This is a genomic window from Zunongwangia pacifica, from assembly GCF_023499215.1.
Taxonomy (GTDB): Bacteria; Bacteroidota; Bacteroidia; order Flavobacteriales; family Flavobacteriaceae; genus Zunongwangia; species Zunongwangia pacifica.
In genome coordinates this window covers 118,743-143,937 of sequence record NZ_JAKHSK010000006.1, presented here as the reverse complement: position 1 = coordinate 143,937, position 25,195 = coordinate 118,743, and the positions used below count along the sequence as shown (strand labels likewise).

Sequence of the window (25,195 nt, the reverse complement as noted above, 5' to 3'; positions counted from 1 at the left end):
AAAAATAAACCTACAAAAAAAGCAAGTTGAGCAGCGAGAAAAACATCTTTTAGTCTATAATTTTTTAAAATATAATCTTTCCCAAGCTCTTGTAAACCAGAAAAATGTATATTAGGCCTACTAACTAAGTATTTTTATGTATCCAATGAAACAATTATTAGCAATAATTGTTTTCAGTTGCTGCATTCCCCAACTTGTTGCTCAAAAAGCTGAAAAACTAAAAATAGATTCTTTAAATGCCCAATTAATACAGAACTCCAATCTGTCTACAGATGCTTTATTGAGCATTTATGAACAAAATTTAAAAGACGCAGAAAGTATAAAGTATTTAAAAGGAATTGCCGATTCTTATGCGCAACTTTCTCTGGTTTATACCTATAAAGCAAATTACGATCGCTCTACAAAATATTTGTTAGATGCCATAAATGTTTACGAGGATATTGGTGATCTTAAAAAGGTTGCAAATGCTTATGGAGAGTTAGGTTATGGCATGAAAAGAAGAGATCTCGAAAAAGCTCAATTTTACATGCAAAAAGGCTTAAAACTGGCTAAGGAGAAAAATTTTGATACGGTTTTAAGTCGTATTTATAACAACTACGGTGTTATAAAAGAATTTAAGAGTCAGTTAGATAGCGCTAAATTTTTTTATAAAAAAGGGCTTCATGTTGTTCAACATATAAATTATACCCAAGGTTTGCCGTATAGTTACAGTAATCTTGGTGGCGTTTATGGACAATTAAAGTTGTATGATAGTGCCCGTTATTTTTTTGAGCGTGCTATTGCCATAAGAAAAGACCTTCGAGATACAAAAGGGATTGCTGAAAATTACACGCAAATAGGAGAGGTTTATCTGGCAGAGAAAAAATATCCGGTAGCAATTACTAATTTTAAAAAGGCGCTTCCATTAGCAAAAGAAGAGAATTATCGATTTTTGGTTCAGTATACATACAAACAACTTTCTGATGCTTTTAAATTTCAGCAAAAAACAGATTCAGCGTTACATTATTTAGAACTTCATAATACCTATCAGGATAGTATAAACAATCTTGAAATTCAGGAGAAAATAGCGGCTTTAAATGTTGAATTTGAGACTGAAAAAAAAGAAAATGAAATTTTAAGACAGCAAACTGAAATTATTTCTAAAGAGCTAGAGGTTAAAAATAAGAACTTTATTATAATAGGTATTTTGGGCTTAAGTGCTTTAATTCTTTTAGCCGCCGCCTTTGCGATAAGCAGGCACAAAACAGAAAAGCGGCAGTTGCAAAAAGAAAAAGAACTTGAAGTCGCATTGGCGCGTATTGAAACTCAGAATAAACTAGAGGAACAAAGAATTAGGATTAGCAGGGATCTTCACGATAATATTGGTTCGCAACTAAGCTTTATCATATCTAGTTTAGACAATTTAAAATTCAGGATAAAGGCAGAAAATCCTTTTATCATAAAGAAAATAGAAGATATTGCGGTATTTACTTCGCGTACGATTGCTGAATTAAGGGATACGATTTGGGCGATGAATAAGGAAAAAATAGTGATGGAAGAATTACAATCAAGAATTTTGGAGTATGTGTCCCACGCCAGAAATCTTAATGACGCTATCGAATATCAGTTTGAATTAAACAAGAATAATATTGAATATCAATTTTCTGCATTAGAAGCAGTACATATTTTTAGGATAATTCAGGAAGCAGTAAACAATGCTACTAAATATAGCAATGCAACCCAGATATTAATTGAAATTATAGAAAATAAAGAGGCTTTTTTATTTCATGTTCATGATAACGGGATAGGTTTTGATACCACTATGAAAAGTTCTGGAAATGGTCTGGGGAATATGAAAAATCGTGCTTTAGCCATAGGTAGTGTTTTAAAAATCTCCTCTTCAGAAAAGGGAACTGTGGTAATCCTAAATTTTAAGAAATCGTATGATAAACATATCTAAAAGCTCTTATTTTGATGAATATGATAGCATTTAATTTTTAAAATGATGATAAGGATAGGTATTGTTGATGATAACCATTTTCTTCTGAAAGCTTTAGAAGAGAAAATCTCTTTTTTTGAAGATCTGGTACATAAATTTTCATGTACTTCGGGTGCTGAAGTATTAGAGCATCTGGAATGTAAATTGACGATAGATATCATCCTTATGGATATTGAAATGCCTGGAATAAACGGAATTGAAACCACTGAAATTTTAAAAAAACGCTATCCACAGATCAAAGTGGTGATGCTTACCGTATTTGATAATGAAGAGCATATTTTTAACGCTATAAAAGCCGGAGCAGATGGTTATCTGCTAAAAGATACCCCGGCCGAAGTTTTGTATCAGGGAATCTTGGAGACCATGGAAGGAGGCGCCGCCATGAGTCCTAAAATCGCTAAAAAGACATTAAAATTATTAAGGCATCCAGACCTTGGCAATCTATGTTCTGCAAAAGAGCAAATAGGTTTAAGCAATAGGGAAATTGAAATTTTAGAGCAATTGGCCGTGGGTTTAAGTTATACCAAAATTGCCGAAAACCTTTTTATCTCCCCTTCAACGGTTAGAAAGCATATAGAAAATATCTATAAAAAATTACAGGTGCATAGTAAACTAGAAGCCGTAGAAAAAGCGCGTAATTACAATATCATTTAGTGCCTTGCAGGCTGTTCAATAAATCGGCAATTACAAAACCTATCGCATCGTGTCTTTCTTGGGCCTTGTCCATAAACTGTATTTTTCCCCAACCTCTTACATCACAAACAAAAAGTCCGTTTGCATCTTTTATACTTTGTCCCTTTTGGTCGTAGCTTACCGGGAAACTTAAGGTCTCCAGTAAAGTTTTGATTTGTTCTGGTAGCGTCATTTGTTTTTTTCACAAAATTAATTGCTGAATGCAACTAGATGTTATTTCAGTTTTAAAAGAAAGGCCTAAGGATTAATTCAAGATTAAGCTTTTTAAAAAAAATAATTTTTTTTGAAGCATAACAAATTGACCGAAAGCGGACTATAGATTGTATTCAATTTTATTCATCTTTGCGACGCAACTAAATCATTTTTTTTGATCTATAAACTAAGTAGATCAAAAAAATATTTTCAGATCTTAATCAAATTATACTATGACGAAATTAACGGGAAGTAAGTCCTGCCGTATGAAAAAGGTTTTTTTGGAAACCCATAATCTCAAGAATCTTAATACCGGTTTTGGGCAATTCAATTTACACCTAGCAAAAGCGCTTAATGATGAAAGTGAGTTTTTAAATGATCATGAAGTAATTTTAAACTGTAGCAATACTGATGCTAAACGTGAAATTGGCTCCAAGCTTAGTTATAATAATTATTCCCCGTTAAGTAGATATCCCTTTTTTAGGATTAAAAGAAAGTTTGATTTATGGCATTCAGTGAATCAAAATACTAAAATAGAACCTTTTTCTAATCAAATTCCTTACCTCTTAACAGTGCACGATATAAATTTTATGGAAGAGAAAAAGGGGAAGAGTTTGGATAGTAAAATAAAATTATTCAAAGAAAAACTGAACCGAAGTTCTGCTTTGGTCTATATTTCAGAGTACACCAAGCAGCAAACACATAGACATTTTGATGTACCTAATATTCCGGAATATATTATCTATAACGGAAATCCGATCACGAATAACAATTTGGTTATAACCGAGACTGGTTACAACCAAAAGGAATCCATGCGACCTTTTATTTTTACTATCGGGCAGGTAGATCAAAAGAAAAATATGCATACGCTCGTGGATATGATTAAATATCTTAAAGGGATAAATTTAATTATAGCAGGAGGGCTTAAAAGTGAATATGCCGATAAATTGAAACTAAAAATAAAAGAAGAAAAGCTTGAAGAAAGGGTTTTTTTAGTAGGAAGGATTAATGAAGAAGATAAGATTTTCTACTACAAAAACTGTATGGCCTTTGCATTCCCATCACTAAGAGAAGGTTTTGGACTACCGGTAATCGAAGCAATGGCTTTTGGAAAACCTGTGTTTTTATCTAATTTATCTTCACTCCCCGAAATAGGAGGCAATCATTCTTTTTATTGGGAGAATTTTGATCCTAGATATATGGCCAATGTATTTGAAGATGGTATGTCCAGGTATGATGATAATCAAAAACAATATATATCGGCTTACATAGAACACGCAAAAAGTTTCTCTTGGGAAAAAGCTGCTAAAGAATATATAAAAGTATATAGCAGTATTTTGGAAGGATCATCTATTTAAAAAATCTCATCGTATTTTATTAAGGAAACCATGAAAAATTTTAAAAGATTTCTCAAATACCTCATCCCATATAGAAATTATCAAATATTAAGCATCGTTTTCAATATTTTTTATGCGCTTTTTTCTTCATTATCGATGCTTTCTTTATTACCCATGATAAAGGTGTTATTTGAAGATGGAAAAAAAATAACTGAGAAACCCGTATATCATGGAATAAAGGATTTTGATCTGCACTATTTTGAAGATTATTTAAATTATTTTATTACCACCACTCAACTATCTAAAGGTCCGCTTGTTACACTAATTGTGGTAGTAGGCTTTGTTTTAAGCACATTTTTATTGAAAAACCTATTCAATTATCTGTCTATTTTATATATGACCTATTTAAATAACGGAATTTTAAAAGATTTAAGACAGGATGTTTATAACAAAGTTATAGGTTTAAACGTAGGCTTTTTTGCGAATGAACGAAAAGGAGACCTGATCGCCAGAATGACTTCGGATATCAACACGATTAAAGTTTCTTTTATGAGCGTTTTAATGATGATAAGGGAGCCTTTAACTATTCTCTTTACATTAATTGGGATGATCGCCATTAGCTGGAAACTTACCATCTTTGTATTCTTTTTTATACCACTTTCAGGATTTTTAATTTCAAAAATCACTAAAGGTATTAAAAGCCAATCGGGTAATATTTTTGCCATGGAAGGCGAATTACTCTCTAATATCGAAGAAACTTTAGGAGGCATCAAGATCATTAAGAACTTCAATTCAGAAGGTTTTTTTTCCAGAAAATTTCTAAATTTTACTGAAAACATTAATAACCTTAATAATTCCATAGGTAAAACAATGAGTCTTGCAGCCCCGGCGAGTGAATTTTTAGGGATTTTTGCAATTTCAATTTTGCTTATTTATGGGGGCTCGTTAGTGCTGGTAGATCAGTCTTTAAGTGGTGGTGCGTTTATCGCTTATATGGGGCTTGCTTATCAAATTCTTACTCCTGCAAAAGCCATAACTAAGGCCAATCATGCCTTGCAGGGTGGTAACGCCGCTTACGAAAGGGTGGCACTAATTTTAGATGCAGAAGATCCATTACAGGAAAAACCAGACGCCAAGATCATTAAGCAGTTTAATAACGAGATTAAATTTAATGATGTATCGTTTAAATATAAAGAAGACTACGTTCTTAAGAACTTTAATTTAACAATACCAAAAGGGAAAGTAATCGCACTTGTAGGAGAGTCGGGTAGCGGTAAGTCTACCCTGGCTAGTTTACTTACGCGTTTTTATGATGTAAGCGAAGGTAGTATAACTTTTGATGGCGTGGATATTAAAGAAGTGACCGCAAAATCATTACGTGATCAAATGGGAATTGTAGCTCAGGATTCCATTCTTTTTAATGATACTATTGCGAATAATATTTCCTTAGGAATAGATAATCCCGATGAAAAAGAAATCATAGAATCGGCGAAAATAGCGAATGCCCATAATTTTATTAGCGAATTTCCTAATCAATATCAGTATTGCGCAGGTGATGGAGGATATCAACTGTCTGGAGGGCAGCGACAACGAATTGCAATTGCCCGGGCAGTAATGAAGAATCCACCCATTATGATTTTAGATGAAGCAACCTCGGCATTAGATACCGAGTCTGAAAAATTGGTACAGGATGCCTTAGATAATATGATGGAAAATCGTACATCTTTAGTGATCGCTCACCGTCTCTCTACTATTAAAAATGCAGATCTTATTGTAGTAATGAAAAACGGTGAAATCATAGAGAAAGGCACTCATCACCAGCTTTTAGCTAAAAACGGAACATATAAAAATTTAGTCTCATTACAGTCACTAAGTACTGAACCTATTTTGATAAATTAGCATGAAACCATACAAAGAAGGGCTAAATGTGCTGGGATACATAGCAGGTAGCTTTGGCTTAGGAGAAGCGGTACGCCTAAATATACAGGCTGCCAAAAGCCAGAATATACCGCTAAATTTAATTGATTTTGAAAAATTAAAAAACGACCCTAGCCGAAAGGTAGATTTTAAATATTCGGTAAGTCTTGTTCAAATTTCACTAAGGGATTTAGATTGCTTTTTTAGGGTTATAGATCCAGGTTTATTTAAATTTAGATATACCATTTTGTTTTTGATGTGGGAATCTGAATATTTACCGCCAGAGCATACAGAAAGCCTCAGTTTATTTAACGAGATTTGGACAGCTTCCTCGTTTTGTGCCGGTATTTTTAGAAAAGTGTATACCAATCCAATTACTATAGTTCCGCATCCGGTAGGATTCGATTTAAAATGTATACCTAATAACCATAGTTTTTTCGATCCTAATAAATTTAGTTTCCTGTTCATTTTTAGTTTCCATAGTTCTATGGAGAGAAAAAATCCAATTTTTCTGATAGATGCATTTACAAATGCATTTTCTAATAATGAAGAGGTCGAGCTTATTATAAAAACTAGTGGAGGCAAGAATTTTAAGAAAGAAAATAATCAGCTCTTGGCAAAAGCGGCCGAGCATAAGAACATTAAGATCTTTGATGGTGATCTTAAAAAAGATTGCATAAATAGCTTGATTAAAGATTGTGATTGCTATGTGTCCATGCACCATTCTGAAGGTTTTGGATTAACTCTGGCAGAAGCAATGTTTTTAGGAAAGCCAACCATAGCAACTAACTATTCGGGAAACACCCAATTTATGAATATTGAGAATAGCTTTTTAGTAGATTATAAACTGGGCTTAATTCGTAATAAAGATAGTAATTTTTCTGCCAATACTATTTGGGCTCATCCAGTTTTGGAAGATGCTATAGCAAAATTAAGGGAAGTTTATCTTAATACGACTGCGAGGGAAATTAAAGCAGTAAAGGCCAAAGCTTACATATTAAAAGAACTTTCTTTTAAAAACGTTGGCCAAATTATGAAGAATAGGTTAAAGGATATTTATGCTGAAAACGACAACTTGTCTTCTAATGGAAATGCGTATTTATTAAGCCAATTACAATATTTAAAAGCAGAGAATGCGCATTTTAGAAGAGACATTAAAAGAATGAAAAGTAATTTAGTGATCAAATTTATTTTTTTTCTGAAAAATAAGACAAGAAGTATTAAAAGTAATTGGCATAAATCATATTCTTAAAGAAGAACTATAATTTTTCATCCTTTAATTTCAGTATTAAGCAGCATTTTATAGATCGCTACGATAAAATTTCTAATGGTGTTGTAATATCTTTTCGTTTTAATTTATTAACGCTAAGCTTGTTTTTCATTATTACATTGGTGTTATATTTGCTACCAGTATAAAATACAATGAGAGACTGCGATAGGATAAAATATTATACAAAATCTGAAGAACGTCTTAATGTGATCTCGCATGCGATTGGCTTATTGCTAAGTATAATTGGTCTAATATTACTAATTATTAAAGCAGGACAGTTAAGCCTTTTAGCGCTAAAAGTAAGCTATTGGATTTTTGGTATTAGTATGATTCTGCTATATACAGCCTCTACACTTTATCATAGTGTAAGGGAAAGAAAGTTACGTTATCGATTAAATATCCTGGATCATGCCTCAATTTATGTACTTATTGCGGGCACCTATACACCATTTTCTTTGGTTACATTAAGAGGTAGCGTAGGCTGGATAATATTTGGTGTTGTTTGGGCATTAGCGATTGCTGGTGTCATTTTAAAACTGTTTTTTACCGGCAGGTTTGAAACCTTAAGTACTATTATGTACGTAGCCATGGGGTGGATTATTGTTTTTGCCGTAAAACCATTAATTAATAACCTGTCTCAGGATGGTCTAATGTGGCTTTTTGCTGGCGGAATTTCATACACCATAGGTGCGATTATTTTTAGTATCGATAAGCTAAAATATAATCATGCTATATTTCATGTTTTTGTTTTATTTGGTACTTTTTGCCATTTTCTGGCAATTTATTATCATGTGATCCCTAATTAATTGATGGTAAACCAAGAATAAGAAACTTAAGGTATATTATTAATTAGTAAAAAAACCGGTATAGAACTTTAAAAGAACAAAAGCCCTATCCCGGTGTTCAACCCAAACAACTTAAACCCTCGTTAGTCTTTTAGGTACTTTTCCTAAAGAGCTATATTTTAATCCCCTATCTTTTTCTGAATTTTTTCAATGGCGTTTTGGATACTTTTATCCGGTTCAATGATATTATTGCTTCCCCAAAAATCTACATCAGCAAAACCTTTAATATCATCTACCATTACGATGGCAGGTTTAATAAATTCTTCAGTATGGGGTGCAATAAGATTGGCTACCTCCCATTCGGTAATTGCCATTTCACTATGTACTTTGTAGCGGGAATTAAAGATTTTATGCTTCCAGTTTACCACAAACTCAAGGTCTGCCTTTCCGTAGCCATAAAACCATTTACCATTGTTTTCGCGATAATCTACCTGATATTGCACATTATCTGGATACACTTTTACACCATTGGGTTTTTTGCTGGTAAACATTCTACTGGCCACCTGGCGGTTTTCGGTATTTAAACTATAAATAGCTTTTACCAGTGTGTAACTTTTACTATCGATAAATAGCTTACCATAATACCAGGGCCTCTCATGTTGTCTTTGTTCAAAATCGACCACATAGAGTGTTCGCTCTCCAATTTTGGTAGGTTCGGCATATTGAAAGCTGTATAAATCCAATTTATCCATATCAAATAGAAATTGTGGATATTTCATCACATCGATATAAAGGGTGTTAAAAGGCCCGCCTCGTAATTTTAGTGCAAGTGTATCAAGCCGCTTATAATCGGTACTTTTTCTGGCTTTTAAAATTGCAATATCATCGTCTTTATTAGAAAGATAAGGTTGTTTATGAAGTTCGGTCACCGCCTCAGATAACGAAATGTTGCGATTTCCTTTTTTGATAGTTTCGCGATAAAAGGCAGTCATGAGAGCTTCATCATTCACATAATTTTCATCCCGATTATACATCATTCTGCGAACCAGATCTGTGGCATCACCTTTAGTATACACATTCACTTCGGCTAATTCCTGCACGCTTTCCTGCATGGCAATGATTACGTTATCTCGTTTAAAATAATCCAGCTGAAGTTCTTTAGTTTGGTAACCCAGTGCAGAGATGCTTATCAACGCATCTTTCATATCTGCCGGTAACTTCAACGAAAATTCACCATCAACATTCGATATGGTCGAAATTGTCGTTCCTTTTACATTGATGTGTGCCGATTGGATTGGATTTTCGGTAACCGAATTTATAACCCGTCCTTTAAAAGACTGGTAAGGATCTTTACTATTTTCTGTAGGAAGGCTTTTCGCCGTAACCGGACTCGCCATTAGGAAAGTCAGTAACCAAACAGAAAAACAAAAACGTAGTAGAGTAATTATTCTTGCTTCCATTGCTGTAAGGTTTTAATTTAAAATTCATTGACTTAACTAAATATATTAATAAATCCTTAATTAATAACTATTTAAGTGTTAAATTAATAATTAAAACCTATTGCGTTTGCAAAATTATTAGTGCTATCCTTTTATATTTATTGTACTATAACCCTGCCCATTTCTGGTAAGTACCACCTGCGTTGCAATTCGCTCTTTTAAAGAATCCACATGACTAATAATTCCGATGGTTTTCGATGATTCTGCCTGTAATTTTTCTAAAGTGTCTAATGTCTGATCTAAGGTTTCGGGATCCAGCGTTCCAAAACCTTCATCAATAAACAGGCTGTTAATTTCTACATTTTTAGAAGCCAGATCAGATAAGGCCAAAGCCATCGATAAACTTAAAATAAAAGTCTCCCCGCCAGAAAGTGTTTTTACAGACCGTCGTTGCCCGCCCATGTGCTCATCAATCGCTACCAAACCATCATCTTCTTCATCCAGCGGTTTATCGATCACGTAACGATCACTAAGATCGGCCAGTCGTTTATTAGCTAAAGCAATAAGTTGGGTTAAGGTAAGATCCTGTGCAAATTCGTTGAATTTCCTGCCGGTAGCATCCCCAATTAACTCGTTAAGCAGTCGCCAGCGTTTTATTTTTTGCTCTTTTTCAGCAATTCCCTGTTTAATTTCATCAAGTTTTTGCAGGTTCTCTTTTTGGTTTTCCAACTGCCGGTAAAGTGCTTTACAAGCCTCATTAATTTCATTTAACTTCAGTCGTTTTTCGGTAAGTTGCTCCTGTAATTCAGCTGAGGTTTCTTCGATATCCAGCTTTTGTTTTTCTTCTAATTGTTGTAGCAGTAAGTTGTACGAAGTGCTTAATTGCGATAATTTTTCCTGAAGTTTTTCGCGTTGTTCCCTGAGTTGCGAATACTCTTTTTCTGGTAACAAATTTTTAAGTGCCTGCTGCAAATTTTCGTAGCCTTTTTCTGTTAAAACCACAATAAGCTGCTGTTCCAAAATCAATAATTCTGAAGTTAATTTTTGAAACCTGCTTTTCAAATTTTCCTGCTGTTCCTGCAACGACTTTTTCTCCTGCGTTAAAGTTGTAAAACTGCGATGATATAAGCGATTTTTTTCCACAATATCGTCACCATCGTATAAAGCTTTAAGTTTCCCTGCAATATCTCGACCCTGTTTTATAATTTCTTTGGTTTGTTCCAGTAACGGAATCGCATTTTTAGCAATTAGCCATTGTTTTTGCTCTTTTTCCCATTTTTCAATCAGCTCTAATTGCTCACTTAACCTGGCAATGCTACTTTCCCAAACCTCCTCTGTGGCAAGATCAAAATCTTTAAATTTGGTTTTAAACGCTGTTCTTTTTTCTTCAGAAGTTGCTTTCCATTGCTGCTCCTCAATCTCCAGTGTTTTTAATCGCTGCTGAAAATTTTCAAAATTCGCCTGAATTTTAGCTAATTGCGATGAATTTAACTGTAATTCTTTTTGAAGTTGTGTAATTTTTTCTTCTAAAAGATTATCTTTTTCCGGGGCATGATCTGCAAAAGGATGATGTTTGGCGCCGCAAAGCGGGCAGGGCTCATTGTCAATTAAATTATGACGTAAATCTTCTAATCTCGCCTCTAGTAACTTATTTTTTTGCTGTAACTTTAAGTTTTCGAGGTCTTTTTGCTGAAATTGAACTTTAGTCTCTAAGTCTTTGATTTGCTGCGGAAGCGCTTCACTTTGCTTTTTAATAGTTGTTTTTTCTGAAGCGATTTTTTTTAATTCCCTGTCGCTTTCGTCGATTTTGAAATTCGCTTTTTGTGCCGCTCGTGTTTTTTCAGTTTGTTCTTTAATCTGAAGCTTTAAAGCTTCTGCATCGCTAAGATCAAAATTCGATAATTCAGCTTCATAATTTTTGATACGATTTGCAGCCGAATTACTAATCGCCTGTAGTTGCTGAATATTCTCATCTGGTTTTTTACTAAAATTAATCGATAAATCGGCTGTTTTCAGCTTAAGCTCATCCATCAACTTGCTGTATTCACGGCCTTTTTCCTTACGTTCTTCTTCCAATTGCTGAATTTTACCCGTAAATTCATTCAGCTTTCCTTCAAAATCGATTGCTGAAACTTCAGTTTTTACCAATTGGGAAACTTCAGATAATAATCCTGAAAATGCCTGCTTATTTTCACCAATCTTGGCTTCTATTTCAGTAATTTCTTTAGAGATTTCTGCTTCGTTTTCTTTGCCTTGTTTCCAATTTCGTAGATCACCGGCATGTTCCTGAAGATTTTCGTGTTCGGTAAGTGACTTGCCGTTATTTTTATTAAACTGATTCAGGTATTCCTCAGCCTGTGTCTTTTCAGTAGTAATCTTCGCAATATTAGTTTGCTGATTTTTAATTTCTTCCTTTAATTCAACGAATTTCGATAACCGCTGAATCTCTTTTTCCAGTGGTTCGCAGGCAGCTTGCTGTGAAGCGTAGTCTTTGGAAATTTCAGCATGGTCTTCGTCATTCAGCAATGATTTTTGAATAATTTCGATTTCCTGTTGTTGCTGCAAGATTTCCTTACCAGCTTCTTTATTTTTTTCGTAAGCTTTTTTGCCGAGTTCACGGTAAATCCCCGTGCCGGTAATTTTTTCTAATAACTCGCCACGTTCGGCTTTATTTACTTTTAAAAACTGCGCAAATTCACCCTGAGCCAGTAAAACCGCTTTGATAAACTGGTTATAATTTAAACCGATGAGCGCTTCATTTTTCGCCGGAACATCAGACTTTTTTAGATCGATCAATTTATCGGAGGCTAAATCGGCAATTTCCATTTCATAATCCCGAAGATTATCATTTCGATTGGTAGAAATAGACCATTTTGAAGCAAAAACGCCCGATTTACAATCATAGGTTACCCTGGCAAAAGCTTCTTTTTGATTGCGGGTAAGGATCGCGCCTTTTGCGATAATTTCGTTTTTGGTGATTTTTCCCAAGCGTGGCACATGATTAAAAAGTGCCAGGCAAATCACATCTAAAATCGTACTTTTTCCACTTCCGGTGGGTCCGGTAATGGCAAAAAGCGAACTGGCAGAAAACGGTTTGTCGGTAAAGTCGATTTGCTGCGGCCCGCGAAGCGAATTGATATTTTCAAATTCAATTTTTAATATTTTCATGCTTATTCGGCAGGATTTTCAGATTGGTGAATTTCTTCTAAAATTTCGTTGAACGCGCTCCATATTTCATTTTTGGTGGCCTCATCATAATCATGCGCTGTTACTAATTCACTAAAGACATCGGTTGGTTTTAAGTCTTCCAGTTGCTGGGATTCCGTATATAATTCGGCTGTTCCCTTCAGCTTATTTTTAAACTGCGCGCGCTGCTTTACAATTTCGTATCCCGGTTTTTTAAATCCGTTTACCAACGTATCGAGTGCATAGATCTTTTGAGCGTCGTATTGTTCTTCGATTAAATCGACTTCAATCAAATAATCCAGATGATCGTGATCTTCCACTGTTTTTAATTTAAATTCGATGTCGTTAAGATCGCCACTAATTTTTAGGAGTTTTCTAAAATGCGGAACGGTCACGCTTTTGGGTTCCCAGGAAGTTGCGGTATCCAAAATAAGGATTCTTTTATCGTCTTTACGTTCGCTAAACGAAAGCGGAATAGGGGAACCGCTATAAAAAACCGGAATTTCTGCGGAAACGCGTTGTGGTTTATGAATATGCCCTAAAGCTACGTATTTGAAAAAATCACCAAACTGAGAGGCGTTAAACGCCGCCTGATTCCCAATCTGGATATCCCTTTCGCTCTCTGAAGTTTCAATCCCGGCAGCAAATAAATGTCCCATGGCAATAGCTGGAACCTCAGGAAACTGATGTTGGCAAATTTCGGCAGCCTTTTTAAACGTATGCTGAATGCCGTTTCTAATCGCTTCAATTCGGTCTTCATACGTAATTCCTTCGTTAGCGCTACGCAAATCGGCACCCCTTAAAAACGGGATAGCTGCAATTACCAGTTCGGCTTTTTGTTCAGCATTAAAAATAGGAATGATGGTTTCTTCCAATTTTTCGGGCAATCCCCCAATGATGGTGATATCGAGTTCACGTAAAATTTCTTTAGGGGCATCCAGCATAGCCGGCGAATCGTGATTACCACCGGTAGCAATAATCTTACAATTTAGTTTTTGTAATTTTATAAGCGCTTGATAATATTGTTTGCGAGCATCAGACGATGGATTGGCCAGATCGAAAACATCTCCGGAGATCAATAACAGTTCAATTTTTTCTTCCTGAATAATTTTACAAAGCCAGTCTATAAACAAGTCAAAATCGGCAAAAAGATCGTGTTTATGCAGTTTTTTACCAATATGCCAGTCGGCGGTATGAAGAATTTTCATGCTGAAATTTTTGTTTTTAAAGAAGAAAATTAGGCGAACAATGGCAAAGGTATTCAAATAAAAATCCTTTTTAAATTTCACTAAGTCGTTTTAGCTCAAATTCAATGAAAATAATTTTATGGTTAAAATTATCGGATTTTGAACAAAAGCGGGGAAAACTTGCTTTTTATCTACTAAAAATCTACTGATAGAATAAAAAATAGAGACTTTCTAAAAAGCTTTGATTCCTTGTAATTTAAGCAGCTTTTTTAATGAATTAAGGCATGATAACTCTGGTAAAAATAGTAGTTTTGGTGAACTCAATTTTAAAAGAGTAACGATACTAACTAATGGAAACCAAGAGGAATTACGTAATTGATTTCGACAGTACTTTTACGCAGGTAGAAGCTTTAGATGTTTTGGGAGAGATTTCCCTGGCAGATGCAAAAGATAAAGACGCAAAGTTAGCAGAACTTAAATCGCTTACCGACCGTGGTATGGAAGGTAAACTTGCTTTTAGAGATTCGCTTAGGGAACGTCTGGATATTTTGGAGGCCGAAGAAAAACATCTTGAACCCCTTATAGAAAATCTTAAAACTCGTATTTCTAAATCCTTTAGACGTAACGAAGAATTCTTTAGGGAAAACCGCGACAATATTTATATCATGTCGAATGGTTTTAAAGAATTTATTATTCCTATTGTAGCAGAATTAGGTATTAAAGCAGAACATGTTTTTGCGAACGATTTTGTGTTTGACGAAAACCGTAAAATTGTAGGTTTTAATACCGAAAATGTGCTTAGTAGCAATAATGGTAAGGTAAAACAATTACAATCACTAGATCTACAAGGCGATGTTTATGTGATAGGGGACGGCTATACCGATTATGAAATCAAGGCAGCCGGCCTGGCCAATAAATTTTACGCCTTTACCGAAAACGTGGAGCGTGATAAGGTGACTGAAAAAGCCGATCATATCACTCCTAGTTTCGATGAATTTTTATATCTACATAAAATGAATAAAGCGATTTCTTATCCAAAAAACCGAATTAAAGTTTTACTTCTTGAAAATGTGCATGCAGATGCGGTGAAAATTATGAAAGAAGAAGGCTATAATGTACAAACTGTAGCCGGTGCTTTGGACGAAGAAGAATTGAGTGAACAAATTAAGGATGTTCATGTTTTAGGGATTCGTTCTAAAACACAATTAACAAAAAAAGTATTAGAGAATGCCAACCGTTTAATGGCGGTAGGGGCATTTTGTATTGGTACCAACCAAATCGATCTCGAAGCTTGCCTAGATAAAGGAGTGGCGGTATTTAATGCACCCTATAGTAATACTCGATCTGTAGTAGAATTGGCTATTGGAGAAATTATTTTCTTAATGCGTAATTTGCCAGATCGTATTGCTGAAATGCATCAAGGGATCTGGAATAAATCGGCTACCGGAAGTTTTGAAGTTCGTGGAAAGAAACTGGGAATAGTAGGTTATGGTAATATAGGAGCACAACTCTCTGTAATGGCAGAAAGTATAGGATTTGATGTGTATTATTATGATCTGGTAGAGCGTTTGGCTTTAGGAAATGCTACAAAATGCAGTTCTTTAGATGAATTATTACAAACAGTAGATATTGTAACCTTTCACGTAGACGGTAGAAAGGAAAACAAGAATATCATAGGAGATCGCGAACTGTCTTTAATGAAAGAAGGTTCTTATTTATTGAACCTTAGCCGTGGATCTGTTATCGATATTGAAGCATTACACAAACATATTTCTTCTGGAAGAATAAAAGGAGCTGGTGTAGATGTATTCCCTAAAGAGCCAAAAACAAATCAGGAAGAATTTGTTTCAAAATTAAAAGGTTTGCCAAACGTAATCCTTACGCCGCATATTGGTGGAAGCACAGAAGAAGCACAGGAAAATATCGGGAATTTTGTTCCGGGTAAAATTATAGAATATATAAATACAGGAGGAACCACAAATAGTGTGAACTTCCCTAATTTACAGTTGCCAAGATTAGAAAATGCACACCGGTTAATTCATATTCACCATAATAAACCCGGTATTATTGCGCATATCAACAGGGTTTTGGCAGCAAACGACATCAATGTGGTTGGGCAACATCTTAAAACCAACGAAACCATTGGTTATGTGATCACCGATATTAATAAAAAATATGATAACGATGTGATCAAAGAATTAAAAGGGATAGAAGGAACAATACGTTTTAGAGTTCTTTACTAGACTTTCTTTTTATTATATGTGAGCAAAAAGCAGTATCAATTTGATGCTGCTTTTTATTTTTATTAAATTTTAAAGTATATTTAATCGATTTAGCTAAACATTAACCTAATATCGAAAAAATGTACTTATCTAAAATGGATGCCGGTTTTATCTGGCTTATATGCTGCCTATGCTTTGTGTATCAAAGTAGTGCCCAACAAAAATATCATTTAACTTCCCCTGATAAAGATTTAAAAATAAACATAGAAGTCTCAGATAGTATTTACTATTGGGTATATGCTAAAGAAAAATTGCTACTGGACAGGAGTACATTAAGTCTTCAGTTAAATAATGAAGTTCTAGGAATAAAACCAAAAATTAAAAAGCTTAAAAATTCCAATGGAACAGAGGAGCGAACGCCCGTAGTACCTTTAAAATATTCAAGAATAAACAAAGATTTTAAAGCTACTCAAATAGATTTTAAGGGGAGCTATTCTATAGAATTTAAAGCATATAACGAGGGTTTTTCTTATAGATTTAAACTACATAAAAAAGACAGTGTAGAAGTTATTCATGAAAATTTTAATATTAGTTTCCCTTCAGAATATACGATACACCTGCAGCAAACACCATCCTTTAAGACTTCTTACGAATATCCTTATACGCACTTAAAAAGTTCAGGTTTTACTTCAGAAGAAAATATGTCGGTTTTACCTGTTCTAATTGAAGCGGCTAATAACCATAAAATCTTAATTTCAGAATCAGACCTTTCAAATTATCCCGCCATGTTTATAAAAGGAACGGGTGAGGGGTTAAAGTCGGTATTTCCTAAAAATCCTATTGATTTTGAAGATGAGGGAGACCGAAGCATGAAGATTTTAAAAAGAGCAGATTATATAGCTAAAATTGAAGGAAATAGATCACTCCCCTGGCGCTATTTTGTCATAACCGATAAGGATACAGAGATTTTAGAAAATACCATGAGCCTTAATCTGGCAACAACCAATGTTTTAAAAAATGTGAAATGGATTAAGCCTGGACAGGTAAGTTGGGAATGGTGGAATGGTGCATCTCCTTACAATGTAGATTTTGTTGCTGGTTTTAATGAAGAGACTTACAAATATTTTATCGATTTTGCTTCAGCGTTTGATATTCCTTATATCATTATGGACGAAGGTTGGGCGGCAAGCACCACAGATCCTTATACTCCAAATCCCGATATCGATCTCTTTAAATTAATTGAATATGGCAAAGAGCGCAATGTGAAAATCGTATTATGGTTAACCTGGCTTACCGTAGAGCATCATTTTGATTTATTCGAGAAATTTGCAGAATGGGGAATTGCCGGGGTAAAGATCGATTTTATGGATCGCAGCGACCAGTGGATGGTTAATTTTTACGAACGCGTAGCTAAAGAAGCTGCCAAATATGAGCTTTTTGTAGATTTTCATGGCTCTTTTAAACCTGCCGGTTTAGAATATAAATATCCCAATATACTATCCTATGAAGGCGTTTTAGGAATGGAACAAATGGGACGAGCCATACCCGATAATAGTTTGTTTTTACCATTTATGAGAAATGCCGTAGGGGCAATGGATTATACACCTGGGGCAATGATAAGTATGCAACCCGAATATTATTACAGCAGAAGACCAAATTCTGCTGGGGTAGGTACCAGAGCTTACCAAATGGCACTTTTCGTAATTTTTGAGAGTGGTTTGCAAATGCTGGCCGATAATCCTACTAACTATTTTAAAAATGAAGAGTGTACGCAGTTTATTACCGATGTTCCCGTTACCTGGGACGAAACGATTGCTTTAGAAGCCAAATTGGGTGAATATGCTATCGTCGCCAAACGTAAAGGTGAAAGGTGGTTTTTAGGCGGAATTGCTAATAGTAAAGAGGAAGAGCGCACGTTTGAGATTCAACTAGATTTTTTAAAAGAAGGGGAGGTGTTGCAGCTTACTTCTTTTGAAGATGGAATTAATGCAAAGCGACAGGCTATGGATTATGTAAAAAGAACAAAAACCGTAAAAAAAGGAGACATTTTAGAAATTACTATAGTTAAGAATGGTGGTTGGGCCGCAAAAATAGAGTAACCAGATTACGGGATAAAGAAAAATAAAAGCTCGGGCTATGAGGCCTGAGCTTTTGTATCAGTATTTTTAAAGTAATTAAAATTGACTAATTCTTCGGAGACTTTCCAAAGTTTTTTGGCTTTGTATTTATCCTTAGAATTATAATCTGAATCTACAATTACAGGATGTCCTTTATATTGTTTGGTTCCCGAAGGACCAATATATTCTCCACCATTTAAGGTATCATCCAGGCATGCACGTAAAATAGGAAGCGCACCTTTTTCAGCAGATTGCGAAAATATAGGCATTAGCAAAGGAGATAAGAACCTTAACCATTTTGGTAGATTTCTCATCAGGTTAGTATTTGAAATCCCCGGATGAGTGGCATACGAATGCATATCGAAACCTTTTTTTACCAGCTTTTTATCCAGATGATAAGCAAAAATTAGACAAGCCAGTTTACTTTGCGCATAAAATTGACGCTTATCGTAAGATTTCTCGGCATTTAGATTATCAAAATGAATGTCTCCCCATCTATGGGCAAGACTGCTTAAGCTAACGACCCGTGATCTAAAGGATTTTTCTAAAACAGGAATTAATAATCCGGTAAGTAAAAAATGTCCAAAATAATTAGTTGCCATTTGCAATTCTAAACCATCTTCGGTTTTTTGTAAAGGCGTCATCATAACACCGGCATTATTCACAAGAATATCCAGTTTATCATATTGTGCTTTAAAATTTTCAGCAAAAGCGTGTACAGAGGTGAGACTGGCAAGATCGATTTCCATCAGCTTTAATTTTGCTTCAGGAAGCGATTTTAAAATCTTTTGTTTGGCGTTTTCAGCTTTTTGTAGATCTCGGCAAGCCATAATCACTTCAATTCCTACACTTGCAAGTCCTTTGGTAGTTTCATAACCAATACCAGCGTTGGCTCCGGTTACAATGGCGATTTTACCTTCTTTTTTTTTAGCTTTATTTAAAGACCAAAAGTTCATAGGGGAAATTGTTTGAGGTTTGATTTTGATTTTGGGTGATGCATTTTTAAATCATGCTTTTCTATTGTAGGGAATGGTCGTTATTAGATTGTAATTCTGGTCAAATTTTCATTTCAATCTATAGTTAGCAAAGGCAAAAACTTAAAATTTTTAGAGGCAATTTAATTTTCATTTTGGCATAAATGTAAAACGCAAAATTGACTTATTTTGTTAAATAGGATATAATTCCGAATTCAGAAATTTTTCCGCTTTCAAATTAAATATATTTCGCTTTCAATAGCTTTAAATTAGCATTATCGTTACATTAAATAAGATATCAAGTTTTAAAGGTTATTCTTTATGTCATTATTCAGCATTTCATCTTAATAAGAATTCAACAAATAATTAACTAGCTATTAGTAAATTCCATAGACGTTATCTGCTAATTTTGTCGATTGCCACATTGATCCCTTAACCATAGGATTAATTTAATATGATGAAGAAAATCTATAAAAGTATTTCGATTTTAAGCATGATCTCATTTTTGAGTGCTAAGAAACCAGTATTTAAAACGTTACCATTTTTTAGAAAATATCTAGGGATTTTTGGTCTTGGCAGTTCCGTTTTTATGATTTGCTGCCTAAGCTCCTGTAATAAAAATGAGGATGCTGCAAAGCCGGTAGAAATCCCGGTTACTGTTTTAGATACTATTAAAGTAGATCCACCACTCGAAAGACTTAAGGTTGTATATCATATTGATTCTTTAAAAAGTAAAATCGACTTAGATAGTTTTAATTCAAATTATAGCGAAGAGCAGCGTAAAGTAATCTACGCTTTAAACCGTATAGATCAGCGCAAAGTCTGGACAGGCAAAGAGTTGGTGGTTCCAGATTCTATAAGCACTAATCTTATGGATTATAGTCCGTTCCCTAAACAATTGGGCATGGTCGATACAATTCCCAAAGTTGTTTTAATATCACAACGCATTCAGGCTTTTGGCTTATATGAAGCCGGTAAACTTATTAAATGGGGACCTGTAAGTAGTGGTAAAAGATCGACGCCTACACCAAATGGCCTGCATTACGGAAATTATAAAGCTAAACGAAAGGTCAGTTCTGTAAATAAAGACTGGATACTTCCTTACTATTTTAATTTTATGAACTTTGAGGGCGTAGGCACCCATCAATATGCGTTGCCAGGTTATCCGGCGAGTCATGCCTGTGTGAGATTGTATATGGATGATGCCCATTTTATCTATGATTGGGCGACGATGTGGACATTAAACGGAAGTAGAATACAGGCAAACGGAACACCATTTATTGTTTATGGCGAATATGATTATAATAAAAAGAAGCCCTGGTTGCAATTGGCCGATAGTTTAGAAAGCAATGATTTTACGGAAGATGAATTAGAGATATTGAGAGATCATATTAAAACCTACAAAAACGATCCTAAGAATTTTATTATTGAAGAAGAACCTAATGCTAATGTTCCACTTACATAAAATGTAAATAGTTGTTGAAGTTTCTTATCTTTTATTATATTTCAATAAAAGAAATTATATGAAACTTTTCGGCCTTTGTACATTACTTATTTTACTCATCAGTTTTAATGGCATGTCCCAAACCAATGTGATGATACGCGCCAAAGCCAAAGATGCCAAATTTATTGGTACCTCTGTGGGGGGCGCAAAAATTATGGTTAGGAATGCGCTGACTAAAGAAATACTTGCAGAAGGAATTACTTTTGGGAGTACAGGCAATACCGAAAAGATCATGAAACAACCTAAAGTACGCTATCAGGATCTTTCAGAAAATAATACAGCAGGTTTTCTGGCCAAATTAGATATAAAATCACCCACTTTTATCGAAGTTGAAGCCTATGCCCCCATAAATAAAAAACAGGCCACAGTTAAAACGACCACGCAACTTTGGGTAATCCCGGGGAAGGATATTATGGGCGACGGTGTTGTTCTTGAAATTCCCGGTTTTATCATCGATATTTTGAGTCCGCAAACCCATGAGCGTATTCCCGGTGGTATTTCTACGGAAATTAAAGTGAATGTTGTAATGATGTGTGGCTGCCCGGTTGAAGAAGGCGGCCTATGGGATGCCAGTGGCTTTGAAATTAAAGCCGTAGTAGAAGCTGAAGGTTTTTTTAAAGAAGTAGCACTTCAACAAACTGAAAAATCGAGTACATTTTCTGGGAATATCGATTTAAATAAAGGCAATTATACTATTACCGTATACGCTTTTGATCCCAAAACAGGAAATAGCGGAGTAGACAAAACCAATATTATCATCAACTAAAACATCTCGCAATTGCGAGATGTTTTAGTTGAAATTTTATACAATTTTAATTTTAGCAGTTGTTTATACAAGTAGCTTAATCCACTAATCCTAACTCACGGATTGTTCGTACCACTCCGTTTTCATTATTATCGTATTTCGTTACAAAATTACTTACTTTGATAATTTCAGGATGTGCATTTTTCATGGCGTAACTGTACTTGGCGTTCTGCATCATTTCAAGATCGTTTAAGTAGTCACCAAAAACCATGGTTTCTTCAGGAGAAATATTTAATTCTTCCTGTACGCCTTTAATTGCATTTCCTTTATTGGCGGTGTTGGACATAATGTCTATAAAAATTCTGGAAGCAATAGCGACTTTAAAATCATCCTGAAATTTCTCGAATTTCGGGAACGTATTTTCTTCCACCCCTTCAAAATTGCAAAGCGTAACTTTTAAGACTTTATCTTCAACTGTGGTAAGATCTTCTACAACTTCCAGGCGTTTGTAGTATTTACCAACTTCAGTAATAAACTCTTCATCGTCACTTTCAGCATAAGCCGAATTTATTCCGCATAAAACCAGATTACAGTTTTTAGCTTCGCGGCCAAGTTTTATAAACTCGTTAGCCTGTTCACGATCCATGGTGTTGGTATATAATTCTTTATCCTGATGTACCACATAGCTTCCGTTTTCAGCGAAAAACATCATGTGGCCCTTAAGTTGTTCAAAATTAGACACCAGGTTATAATATTGCCGTCCGCTGGCTACAGAAAACATTATCCCCTTATCACGAAGCTTTTTTTCTACTTCCCAGAATTCTGGATGAATATTATGCTGGTCGTCCAACAAAGTACCATCCATATCTGTGATTATTAATTTGATCATAGCATTTTTTTAAAAGCTTAAATATAGCGGTTTATATGAAAACCTGATGTTATGACCTATTAATTTAATGTTTCGTTAAGAAGCGGTTTTGTAAAATGAAGGCTTATTTTTATTTAAAATAAATCTGAATTAACTTTTGAAAATGATCAGAGGTTTATACATTTGCGAAGTTATTTAAAAACAGTCTAAATAAATAGATCTAAAAAAATGTCGCAAAAACAACTACTACTATTTTTATCCTTAGTTATTTCTTCTTTAGGATTTGCTCAAAATTCTGGAACACTAAAAGGACAGGTTGTAAATAGTGCTAATCAACCCATTTTTAATGTAAATGTAGCTTTAGAGGGTACTTATACGGGAACTGAAACCAATCAAAATGGATTTTACGAATTACGCAATGTTAGGCCGGGAACCTATACGATCAAATTTTCTTATGTAGGCTATAAGTCAACACAAATCAATGTTTCGGTTGAAGGTGGAGCGATCACAGAAGTTGCTCCTGTTGTTTTAATAGGAAGTGAAGAGCAATTAGGAGAAGTACTTCTTAATGCTGAAAATAAGACGAACGAGTTTACCAAAAGCTCTAGTGTGTATGTATCTAAATTGCCGTTATCCAGAATGGAGAACTCGCAGGTTTATAATTCGATCACTGCGGAGTTATTGCAAAGCCAGATCGTTACTAATTTTGATGATGCATTAAAAAATGCTGCCGGGATCACCAAATTATGGGAATCTACAGGTAGAGGATCTGATGGTGCCGGTTATTACTCGTTAAGAGGGTTTGCCGTACAGCCAAACTTAACCAATGGTTTACCAGCGTTAACCAACGGTAGTCCAGATCCACAAAACATCGAGACTATCGAGGTCATTAAAGGTCCTTCTGGAACTCTATATGGTAGTTCAGTAGTTTCTTATGGAGGTTTGATTAACGTGGTTACTAAAAAACCATATAATGGTTTTGGTGGCAATGTTTCTTATACTTCGGGAAGTTATGGTTTAAATAGGTTAACTGCAGATGTAAATTTACCTTTAAGTCAGGGTGTTAATTTAAGGGTGAACTCAGCTTACCACACTCAGGAGAGTTTTCAGGATGCAGGTTTTAGAAAATCATTCTTCTTCGCTCCATCTTTATCATATCAGGTAAACGACCGACTTTCATTTTTAATCAATACAGAAATCTATCAGGTAGAAAGTACCAATCAAACCATGCTTTTCTTAGACCGAGGCTCAGAGCTGGCGGTAAATAACCTGGAGGAGTTAGGTTACGATAATAACCGCTCCTATACTTCAGATGATTTAGGAATAGAAAATCCTATGTATAGCATTCAGGCTCAAATGAACTATAAGTTATCTGATAGCTGGACTTCACAAACAGCGTTTTCTCAAAGTTCAGCAAAAGCAAGAGGGTATTATTCCTATTTATACGAAGGAACTAGAATCTTTATGGGCGATAATGCACCTTACGGAACAGCTTTAGAAGACGGGGTTGTTTTCGCCAGACAAATGAATCACCAAAATTCTACAACATTAACAACCGATATTCAGCAGAATTTTATTGGAGATTTTGAAATCGGAGAAATGAGAAATCGTATCGTTGCCGGTTTAGATTATTACAATCGTGAAGTTAGAAATAGTGGAACCGGGTATCTTCGTAATGGTTTAATTTATATTGGTGATGCCAGTGCAGAAAATGTAAATGCTAGTGTATACGGAATCACAGATCCAAATAAGTATATCACCGATTATGATAGCGGAATTTTATCGGAGTCTGGTGTAGATGCCCTTTTCCAAAATTCAGAAATATCTCCTTCAATTTCAAGACAGGAAATATATAGTGCCTATGTTTCAGAAATTTTTAATCCTATCGAGGCTCTATCGATTATGGCAAGTTTACGTGTAGATCGTTTTGAAAGCGAAAGCAATAGCCAGACCGCGTGGTCACCAAAATTTGGTGTAGTGTATCAGCCGGTTTTAGACAAGGTATCGATATTCGCTAATTATCAGGACGGTTTTAGTAACGTCGCACCACAGGTAGGACAAGATTTGGATGGAAACTCTGTGAATTATGAATTTGATCCAGAACATGCAGCCCAGCTGGAAGGAGGGGTTAAACTTAACCTGCTTAATAATAAATTAGCAGCGACGTTATCCTATTACGATATTGAAGTAACCAATACGGTAATGACCATCGCACCACAAGTTTACACTCAGGGAGGTGAATTATACAGCCGTGGTTTCGAAGCCAGCATTACGGCATCTCCTGTAAAAGGATTAAATATTATTGCGAATTACAGCTATAATGAAAGCGAACTTACCAAAGGCACCCAGGGAGACGATTTTCTAAATCGACGTCCAGAAAGTGCAGGGCCTAAAAATTTAGCAAACCTTTGGGCAACCTATAAATTCTCTGGAAATGCTCTTAATGGTTTTGGTGCCGGTTTTGGCGGAAATTACGGTAGCGAGAATATGATTTTTAACAGAAATGTCGCCGGTACTTTTACTTTAGATGATTACACGGTTTTAAACGCTTCTTTATTTTATCAAACAGATAAATTCGGGATTACGTTAAAACTGAATAACCTAAACGATGAAGAATATTATAATGGATGGTCTACCATTAACCCACAAGTTGGGCGAAATCTATCGGCTAACTTCACTTATAAATTCTAATCATATATAACTTTATTCTAGTTAGTTTGTGTTTAAGTCGGATGCTTTAAAAGTGTCCGGCTTTCTCTTTTTATTACATTTGTTCAAAAT

General features: G+C 34.9%; 18 protein-coding genes. 12 read left to right on the top strand and 6 right to left on the bottom strand.

Features of this window, described 5'->3' with window-relative positions; translation table 11 throughout:
* Positions 1 to 145 precede the first annotated feature (145 nt).
* Entirely contained in the window at positions 146 to 1,939 is a 1,794-nt protein-coding gene (locus tag L1967_RS06065) for a tetratricopeptide repeat-containing sensor histidine kinase (RefSeq protein ID WP_249600835.1), read from the top strand.
* Positions 1,940 to 1,981: 42 nt separating this feature from the next.
* Positions 1,982 to 2,632, top strand: coding sequence for a response regulator (locus L1967_RS06060; protein WP_249600834.1), 651 nt, complete (start codon positions 1,982 to 1,984; stop codon positions 2,630 to 2,632).
* On the opposite strand, the gene L1967_RS06055 is transcribed toward L1967_RS06060, so the two are convergent.
* Positions 2,625 to 2,843 (bottom strand): hypothetical protein, encoded by a 219-nt coding sequence (locus tag L1967_RS06055; protein ID WP_249600833.1) that lies wholly within the window; start codon positions 2,841 to 2,843, stop codon positions 2,625 to 2,627. The two genes, L1967_RS06060 and L1967_RS06055, sit on opposite strands and share 8 nt — an antisense overlap.
* Before the next feature lie 253 nt (positions 2,844 to 3,096).
* Here L1967_RS06055 and L1967_RS06050 point away from each other — a divergent pair, with 253 nt between their 5' ends.
* The 4 genes from L1967_RS06050 (at position 3,097) to trhA (ending at position 8,193) form a co-directional block, all read left to right on the top strand.
* Entirely contained in the window at positions 3,097 to 4,221 is a 1,125-nt protein-coding gene (locus L1967_RS06050) for a glycosyltransferase family 4 protein (protein ID WP_249600832.1), read from the top strand.
* Between the two features lie 30 nt (positions 4,222 to 4,251).
* Positions 4,252 to 6,099, top strand: a complete 1,848-nt coding sequence (locus L1967_RS06045; protein ID WP_249600831.1) for an ABC transporter ATP-binding protein — start codon at positions 4,252 to 4,254, stop codon at positions 6,097 to 6,099.
* Between the two features lies 1 nt (position 6,100).
* Positions 6,101 to 7,369: a glycosyltransferase gene (locus L1967_RS06040; protein WP_249600830.1), complete on the top strand. Its 1,269-nt coding sequence runs from the start codon at positions 6,101 to 6,103 to the stop codon at positions 7,367 to 7,369.
* A gap of 170 nt (positions 7,370 to 7,539) precedes the next feature.
* Positions 7,540 to 8,193: a PAQR family membrane homeostasis protein TrhA gene (trhA, locus tag L1967_RS06035; RefSeq protein ID WP_249600829.1), complete on the top strand. Its 654-nt coding sequence runs from the start codon at positions 7,540 to 7,542 to the stop codon at positions 8,191 to 8,193.
* A gap of 158 nt (positions 8,194 to 8,351) precedes the next feature.
* Here the strand turns inward: trhA and L1967_RS06030 are convergent, their stop codons facing one another.
* From L1967_RS06030 to L1967_RS06020, 3 genes are all read right to left on the bottom strand, one after another.
* Positions 8,352 to 9,632, bottom strand: coding sequence for a carboxypeptidase-like regulatory domain-containing protein (locus L1967_RS06030; protein ID WP_249600828.1), 1,281 nt, complete (start codon positions 9,630 to 9,632; stop codon positions 8,352 to 8,354).
* Between the two features lie 123 nt (positions 9,633 to 9,755).
* Positions 9,756 to 12,779, bottom strand: coding sequence for an SbcC/MukB-like Walker B domain-containing protein (locus L1967_RS06025; protein ID WP_249600827.1), 3,024 nt, complete (start codon positions 12,777 to 12,779; stop codon positions 9,756 to 9,758).
* Between the two features lie 2 nt (positions 12,780 to 12,781).
* A complete protein-coding gene (locus tag L1967_RS06020; RefSeq protein WP_249600826.1) occupies positions 12,782 to 14,005 on the bottom strand; it encodes an exonuclease SbcCD subunit D C-terminal domain-containing protein in 1,224 nt (407 codons plus the stop codon).
* Positions 14,006 to 14,334: 329 nt separating this feature from the next.
* Here L1967_RS06020 and serA point away from each other — a divergent pair, with 329 nt between their 5' ends.
* Both serA and L1967_RS06010 read left to right on the top strand, forming a co-directional pair.
* Complete coding sequence (serA, locus tag L1967_RS06015) at positions 14,335 to 16,227, top strand: phosphoglycerate dehydrogenase (RefSeq protein ID WP_249600825.1); 1,893 nt, start codon at positions 14,335 to 14,337, stop codon at positions 16,225 to 16,227.
* Between the two features lie 119 nt (positions 16,228 to 16,346).
* Positions 16,347 to 18,305 carry a glycoside hydrolase family 97 protein gene (locus tag L1967_RS06010; protein ID WP_249600824.1) on the top strand — a complete coding sequence of 653 codons (1,959 nt, stop codon included), beginning with the start codon at positions 16,347 to 16,349 and terminating at the stop codon, positions 18,303 to 18,305.
* A gap of 35 nt (positions 18,306 to 18,340) precedes the next feature.
* On the opposite strand, the gene L1967_RS06005 is transcribed toward L1967_RS06010, so the two are convergent.
* Positions 18,341 to 19,279 carry an oxidoreductase gene (locus L1967_RS06005; RefSeq protein WP_249600823.1) on the bottom strand — a complete coding sequence of 313 codons (939 nt, stop codon included), beginning with the start codon at positions 19,277 to 19,279 and terminating at the stop codon, positions 18,341 to 18,343.
* A gap of 394 nt (positions 19,280 to 19,673) precedes the next feature.
* On the opposite strand from L1967_RS06005, the gene L1967_RS22450 reads away from it, so the two are divergent.
* Genes L1967_RS22450 through L1967_RS05995 form a run of 3 tightly spaced genes read left to right on the top strand, consistent with a single transcriptional unit; the run spans position 19,674 to position 21,567 of the window.
* Positions 19,674 to 19,733 carry an OapA N-terminal domain-containing protein gene (locus L1967_RS22450; RefSeq protein WP_420856402.1) on the top strand — a complete coding sequence of 20 codons (60 nt, stop codon included), beginning with the start codon at positions 19,674 to 19,676 and terminating at the stop codon, positions 19,731 to 19,733.
* An 18-nt stretch (positions 19,734 to 19,751) separates the two neighbouring features.
* Complete coding sequence (locus L1967_RS06000; protein ID WP_249600822.1) at positions 19,752 to 20,762, top strand: L,D-transpeptidase; 1,011 nt, start codon at positions 19,752 to 19,754, stop codon at positions 20,760 to 20,762.
* Positions 20,763 to 20,820: 58 nt separating this feature from the next.
* Complete coding sequence (locus L1967_RS05995) at positions 20,821 to 21,567, top strand: Gmad2 immunoglobulin-like domain-containing protein (RefSeq protein WP_249600821.1); 747 nt, start codon at positions 20,821 to 20,823, stop codon at positions 21,565 to 21,567.
* A gap of 76 nt (positions 21,568 to 21,643) precedes the next feature.
* Here the strand turns inward: L1967_RS05995 and L1967_RS05990 are convergent, their stop codons facing one another.
* A complete protein-coding gene (locus L1967_RS05990; RefSeq protein ID WP_249600820.1) occupies positions 21,644 to 22,435 on the bottom strand; it encodes an HAD family hydrolase in 792 nt (263 codons plus the stop codon).
* 207 nt (positions 22,436 to 22,642) lie between these two features.
* Between L1967_RS05990 and L1967_RS05985 the strand changes: the two genes are divergently transcribed.
* Complete coding sequence (locus L1967_RS05985; RefSeq protein ID WP_249600819.1) at positions 22,643 to 25,105, top strand: TonB-dependent receptor; 2,463 nt, start codon at positions 22,643 to 22,645, stop codon at positions 25,103 to 25,105.
* Positions 25,106 to 25,195: the final 90 nt, after the last annotated feature.